Origin of the sequence: uncultured Amnibacterium sp. (genome assembly GCF_964245895.1) — a bacterium.
Classification (GTDB): domain Bacteria; phylum Actinomycetota; class Actinomycetes; order Actinomycetales; family Microbacteriaceae; genus Amnibacterium.
Map to the genome: position 1 here is coordinate 1 of NZ_CAXTOQ010000187.1, position 5,843 is coordinate 5,843.

Annotated in this window: 2 protein-coding genes; both read right to left on the reverse strand. The window is 77.6% G+C overall.

The annotated features are described in order from the left end of the window. The coding region (locus ACFE60_RS17050) for an ATP-dependent helicase (protein WP_375390053.1) at positions 1-2,896 on the reverse strand (2,896 nt) is incomplete at its 3' end. Continuing rightward, the coding region (locus ACFE60_RS17055; protein WP_375390054.1) for a PD-(D/E)XK nuclease family protein at positions 2,889-5,843 on the reverse strand (2,955 nt) is incomplete at its 5' end. The genes ACFE60_RS17050 and ACFE60_RS17055, both read right to left, overlap by 8 nt.

Sequence of the window (5,843 nt, forward strand, 5' to 3'; positions counted from 1 at the left end):
AGACGAGGATCCGGCCTTCGAACGGCACCTGGATCTCGGTCTCGACCGCGAGCGGCTCGAGGCCGCCCCACTCGCTCGCCTCGAAGGTGCGCTGCAGCGCATCGAGGCCGGGCACGTCGTCGTCCGGCTCGAGGGCGTCGTCGCGCTCCGACCGGCCTGCGTCGACGAGCTCCTCCGTGCCGACCCGACCCACCCGCTGCTCGACCCAGGCGTGGAAGGTCGTGCCCAGCCGGGTGGCGCGGTAGGGGCGCTCGGGCATCGGGCGCCGCACGGCGTCGAGCACGCCGTCGAGGTCGTCGACGAAGTCCTTGAACCGGGACGCGGGGATGCGGTCCGGCAGCGCCGTGCGGCCGCCGCCGGCGGCGCGCCTGGCCCGCTCGGCCAGCAGCACGTCGACCGCACGCGCCCACCTGCCCCCGTCGCCGGTCGCGGCGGCGACGGCTGCCGCGGCCGCGGCGACCGCTGGCCTGCGCGTGCCGAGCGGGTCGCTCGGCCAGAGCAGCTGCTCGGCGGGGGCGCCCTCCGGCGGCTCGGCGAACGCGGACGTCTCGGGCGGTGCCGGGATCACCCCCGCCTCGGCGATGTCGCGGAGGAAGGGCGAGGGCGAGCGGGCCGACCGCTGCCCGCCCCAGAACGACCCCGACAGCAGCACCCGGTGCCGGGCCCGCGTGATCGCGACGTAGGCGAGCCGGCGCTCCTCCGCGAGGAGCATCGCCTTCACGGCCTCCCGGAAGTCCTTCAGACCGTCCTTCAGGGCCTTCCGGTCCGCGAACCCGCGCCAGTCGAGCACCGGCAGCTCGTCGGCGTCGCCGCGGAACGCGTACGGCAGCACCCCGGCGGTCAGCCAGCCCTTGGTGCTCTGCGGCCTCGACGGCAGCTCGTCTTCGACCATCCGCGGCACGGCGACGAGGTCCCACTCCAGCCCCTTCGAGCCGTGCACGGTCAGCACCTGGACCGTGCCCGCCTCCGGCGGCTCGCTGCGCGGGGACAGGTCCTCCTTCTGCTCGGCGGTCTGCAGCCAGCCGAGGAAGCCGCCGAGGGTCGCGGCACCGGCGACGGCGAGGTAGCCGGCGAGCGCCTCGTCGAACGCCTCCAGCGGCGCGGGTCCGACGCGCCGCTCGTTCGCGGCGACCTCGATGTCGAGGCCGAGGCTCTCGATCACGAGGTGCACGAAGCCGGGCAGGTCGCCGCCCGACCGCGCCCGCAGGCCCGCGAGCAGCACGCCGGCGTCGCGGAGGCGCGCGAGGCCGTCGTCGGTGAAGCCGGCGATCGCGCCGTGCGCGCGGCGGCGGGACAGGAAGTCGAGCGCGTCGACGATCGAGACGCTCTCCCCCTCCGCGAGCGAGCGGTCGAACGCCGCCGCGACCTCGGGGGCGAGCCGCTGCTCCGCGGGGTCGTGGCGCTCGAGCCAGCGACCGAGCCGCTGCAGCGCGGCGAGGTCCGCCGGCCCGACGCGCCAGCGTCCGCCGGCGAGCAGGCGCACCAGCTCCGGACCGGCTTGCGGGTCGTGCACCACCCGCAGCGCGGCGACGAGGTCCATCACCTCCGGCTCGAGCAGCAGGCCGCCGACGCCGAGCACGTGGTACGGCACCCCGGCCCGGCGGAACGCGTCGAGGAAGTCGGGCAGCGTGCGGCGGGCGCGCACCAGCAGCGCCGCGGACGGCGGACGGGAGGCGTCGGCCAGGCGGGCGGCGAACCAGTCGGCGACGGCGTCCGCCTCCTCGGCCAGCGTCTCGCGGAACTCGAGGTCGACGTCGTGCCCGCTCGCCACCGGCGACGGGTCCAGCCGCTCGACCGGGACCCGGGAGGCGGCGGACAGGGGGGCGGCGATCGCGTTCGCCGCGGCGAGGATGCGGGTGCCGTTGCGCCAGCTGGTGCTCAGCGCGTGCACGGCGACCTCGCGGCCCGCGCCGAAGTCGCGCCCGAAGTCCTCCAGGTTCGCGGCGGACGCGCCGCGCCAGCCGTAGATGGACTGGTGCGGGTCGCCGACCGCCATCACCGGGCCGCCGGCGAACAGGCGCGCGAGCAGCCGGGTCTGCACGACGGAGGTGTCCTGGTACTCGTCGAGCAGCACCACGCGGTGCCGGCTGCGCAGCGTCTGCACGACGTCCGGCGCGGCCGCGGTGATGTCGAGGGCGAGCGCGACCTGGTCGCTGTACTGGACCGCGCCGATGGAGCGCTTGGCCGCGCGGTACGCCTCGGCGAGCCGGAGCAGCACGGGCAGCGTCCTGGCCGGCACGAGCGCCTCGTCGACGTCCCCCTGGTAGGCGGTGCGACCGTACGGCAGCGCCTCGACCGCGACGCCGTACGCCGCGGCCATCGCGCCGACCGCGTCGGGGTCCGCGGCGTGCTCGCCGAGCCCGTTCGCGAGGTCGAGGACCAGCTGCGTGATGCGGTCGACGCCGAGGTCGAGCGCGGCGAGCCCCGGGTCGTCCGACTCGATGACGACGCGCCGGGCGAGCTGCCAGGCGGAGGCCTCCCCGAGCACGACGCCGTCGGCGTCCCGGCCGATCCGCACCGCGTGGTCGCGGTAGAGACCGTTGGCGAAGGCGTTGTAGGTCGAGACGACGGGTGGGTCGAACGGGTCGTAGTCCGTCGCCAGGCCGGCCGCGGCGAGCATGCCGAGCCGGGTCCTGACCCGCTCGGCGAGCTCGGACGCCGCCTTCCGCGTGAAGGTGAGGCCGAGGATCTCCGCAGCGTGCACCCTCCGGTTCGCCAGCAGCCAGAGCACGCGCATGGCCATCGTCTCGGTCTTGCCGCTGCCGGCGCCCGCCACGACGAGCGCGGGGACGAGCGGCGCCTCGATGACGGCGCGCTGCTGCGGCGTCGGCGGGTGCAGCCCCAGCCGCTCCGCGATCAGGGCGGCGCCGACCTGGGCGGACGAGACCTCAGCCACCGCACACCTCCGGCACGCGCAGCAGCATCGTCCGGTACGGGCTCGAGCCGAACCGGACGTCGGGCTCGACGGGTCCGGGGAACGCCGCCGCCGCCATCCCCTCCGCGGCTGCCGACAGCCGGGCGCGGAAGGCCTCCGCGGCGTCCTCGTCGAGCGGCGGCTGCGCGAGCAGCGCGTAGGGCTCCTTGCCCTTCGGCGGCACGAACAGCAGGGCGGCGCCGCCGCTCGCCTCGGAGCCGTCCAGCCCCTCCACCGCTCCTGCCCGCACCGCGAGCTGGTACACGCCGAGCTGCGCGTGGGTCTGCGTCTTCGCGGCGCTCGGCCGGGTGGAGCCCGTCTTCAGGTCGACGACGCGCACGTGCCCGGCGCCGTCCCGCTCGACGCGGTCGATCGTGCCGGTGGCGAGGGCGCGGCCGACCGGGAACTCGAACGGGGTCTCGCCGCCGAGCAGGCTGGAGCCGTCGGCAGCGCGGTCCGCGAGGTAGCGGGAGATCGCCGCGACCATCCGGTGCGCGAGCCGCCGCTCCCGCGCCTCCACCCACGCCGCCTCGAAGTCGAGCTCGCGCCAGCGGCCCTCGAGCGCGGCGAGCAGCGCGGGCTCGTCCGGCGCCTGCGCGGTCTCGAGGACCCAGTGCAGCATCGTGCCGATGGCGCCGGCGAGCATCGGCTCGCCGCCGGCGACCCGCTCGACGAACCAGTCGAGCGGCGACTCCTCGAACCGCTCGAGCTTCGACGGCGACACCCGGACCGGGTCGGCCGGATCGGGCACCAGCGGGGCGTCGGTCGTCGCGGGCGCGAGGCCCCACCACGCGGCCGGAGCCGCCCCGGCGACCTCGGCCCGGCTGAGCCGGGCGAGCGCGGCCGCCGCGTCCTGCCGCTCGTCCGCCGCCCCGGACACCGCGGTGCGGCGCAGCAGCCCGACGAGGGGCCGGAGGGCGTTGGGCGCGGCGCCCGCGGCGTCCGGCGCGGGCCCGTCGGCGAGCCCGAACAGCACGCTCGGCGCCTCGTCGTCGTTGGCGACGGCGGCGAGCAGCAGCGCTCGGCGCGCGCGGGAGGCGGCGAGGGCGAACAGCCGCAGCTCGTCGGACAGCACGGCCCTCCGCTCGTCGACGGCGGAGGCGGGCACGGTGCGGCCGTCGAGCTCCGCGACCAGCTCGCCCAGCCCGAGCAGGGAGCCGCGGGGCCGGAGGTTCGGCCAGACGCCGTCCTGCAGCCCGGCGAGCACGACGGTGTCGAACTCGAGCCCGGCGACCCCGACCGGCGTGGTGACGAGCACGCCGTCGCGGCGGCCGCGCGGCGCGAGGGAGTCGTCGACGACGTCGGCCTCGAGCTGCGCCGTCACGAACCCGGCGGCAGGGTCGGTCGGTCCGCGCTCCGCGGCGCGGGCCGCCGCCGAGAACAGGGCGACCAGGTCGTCGAGGTCGCGGTTCGCCTCCGCCGCCACCAGTCCGGCGCCGAGCGCCCGCTCCCGCCAGACGGGCGCGAGGCCGCTCGCCTCCCACACGTGCCACAGCAGCTCCTCCGCGGACGCGCCGCCCGAGTCGAGCTCGCGGACGCGCTGCAGCACGGTCGCCAGGCGCGCGGCGCTGCGGACGAACGGCGCGTCGATCGTCGCCAGCCGGTCGGGCGCCTCCAGCGCCTCCACCAGCAGCTCCCCCGCGCCGCGCGACCCGCCGCCGCCGACCTCCTCCACCCGCAGCGCGAGGCGGAGGCGCCGCAGCGCGAGGCGGTCCAGCCCGCAGAACGGCCCGGTCACGAGCGCCGTCGCGGACTCCGGCGTGAGCGGGAGCAGGCCGATGCCGATGCCGACGACCTCGAGCAGCGCGCGCGACGCGTGCTCGGCAGCGTCCGCCGTGCCGGTGGTGACGGCGGGCACCCCGGCGATCTCGAGCGCGCGGGCGAGGGGCTCGACCAGCGCGCCTGACCGCACGACGACCGCCTGGTCGGCGAAGGGGACGTCGTGCTCGAGGTGCCGCTCGCGCAGCAGGTGGGCGATGCGGGCGGCGAGCGCCGAGTCGCCGTCCGCCTCGACCGCGAGCACCGGCCGGCCGCCGGGGGCTGCCGCGGCCGCGGTGCGCTGCGGCCCCGCGAGCGCGGTGCCGATCCGCTCCGTCACGCGGGTCACGAACCGGCGCACCGTCTCGGGGTGGCGGTGCACGGTCCGCAGGACGAACCGCGCCGGCGCCTCGATGCCGAACCGCTGCTCGAACCGGCCGAGCAGGTCGGGCTCGCCGCCTCGGAAGGTGTCGGCGGCGATGTCGGGATCGCCGAAGGCGACGATCGCGCAGCCGCGGGCCGCGAGCGCCGCGAGCAGCCCGACGGCGGACTCGCCCAGGTCCTGCATGTCGTCGACCACGACGAGCCGGAGGCGGCGCGCGAGCTCGCCGGGGCGGTCGCCGAGCACGGCCGCGGTCGCGAGCGCGACGAGCTCGGCGGAGTCGAACGCGTCGGGGCTCACCGCCGGCAGCACCTCGAGGTACTCGCGCCAGAACGCGGCGGCGGCGCACCACTCCCGCCGGCCCCGCTCCTCCCCCAGCGACGCGAGGTCGCTCCAGTCGACGTCGCGCTCGGTGCAGCGGGCGAAGAGCTCGCGCAGCTCGCCGCGGAACACGCGCGTGCCGCGCACCTCCTCGCCCAGGTGCTCCGGCCACGCCGTGCCGGACTCGGGCAGCAGCTGCGCGACGAGCCGGTCCTGGTCCCCGCCGGACAGCAGCACCGGGGCGTCGCGGCCGCCGTCCGCGGCGTCGCGCCTGGCGATGTCGAACGCGAGGGAGGCGGCGGTGCGGGCGAGCGGCGCGGTCACCGGGCGCCCGACGGCGAGCAGCAGCCGGTCGCGGAGGCGGGTCGCCTGCGTGCGCCGCGGGGCGAGCAGCAGGACCTCATCCGCAGCGAGGCGGCCGCTCGTGATCCGGTCGGCGACGAGGGCGACCGCGGTCGTCGTGCGGCC